Here is a 240-nt window from a genome sequence, read left to right on the forward strand (position 1 = left end):
GTTTATTACTCAACTCTCTGAGCAAAGAGGTATCTTAAAAAACAAAAGAGTCGAAAACGCAGAAGATCGAGAATATGAACCCGGAAAACCTTACTTATTCGGCCTGCATACTAGCTTAGCAATAACTGACAATCTGACTGTCAGTTTAAGCCGTCTCATGCAGTTCGGTGGGGGACCAAGAGATGTATCATTAAAAGATTTTGCTGAAGGTTTTTTTAGCCCCGGAAGCAAAGATAATGT

General features: G+C 40.0%; 1 protein-coding gene. It reads left to right on the forward strand.

Annotated elements, in window-relative coordinates; translation table 11 throughout:
* Positions 1–240, forward strand: a 240-nt coding sequence (locus AAEY87_RS14360; RefSeq protein ID WP_350657654.1) for a hypothetical protein, incomplete at both ends; no start/stop codon positions are given.

This window comes from Psychrobacter sp. S1-30-MNA-CIBAN-0213 (assembly GCF_040309845.1).
GTDB lineage: Bacteria > Pseudomonadota > Gammaproteobacteria > Pseudomonadales > Moraxellaceae > Psychrobacter.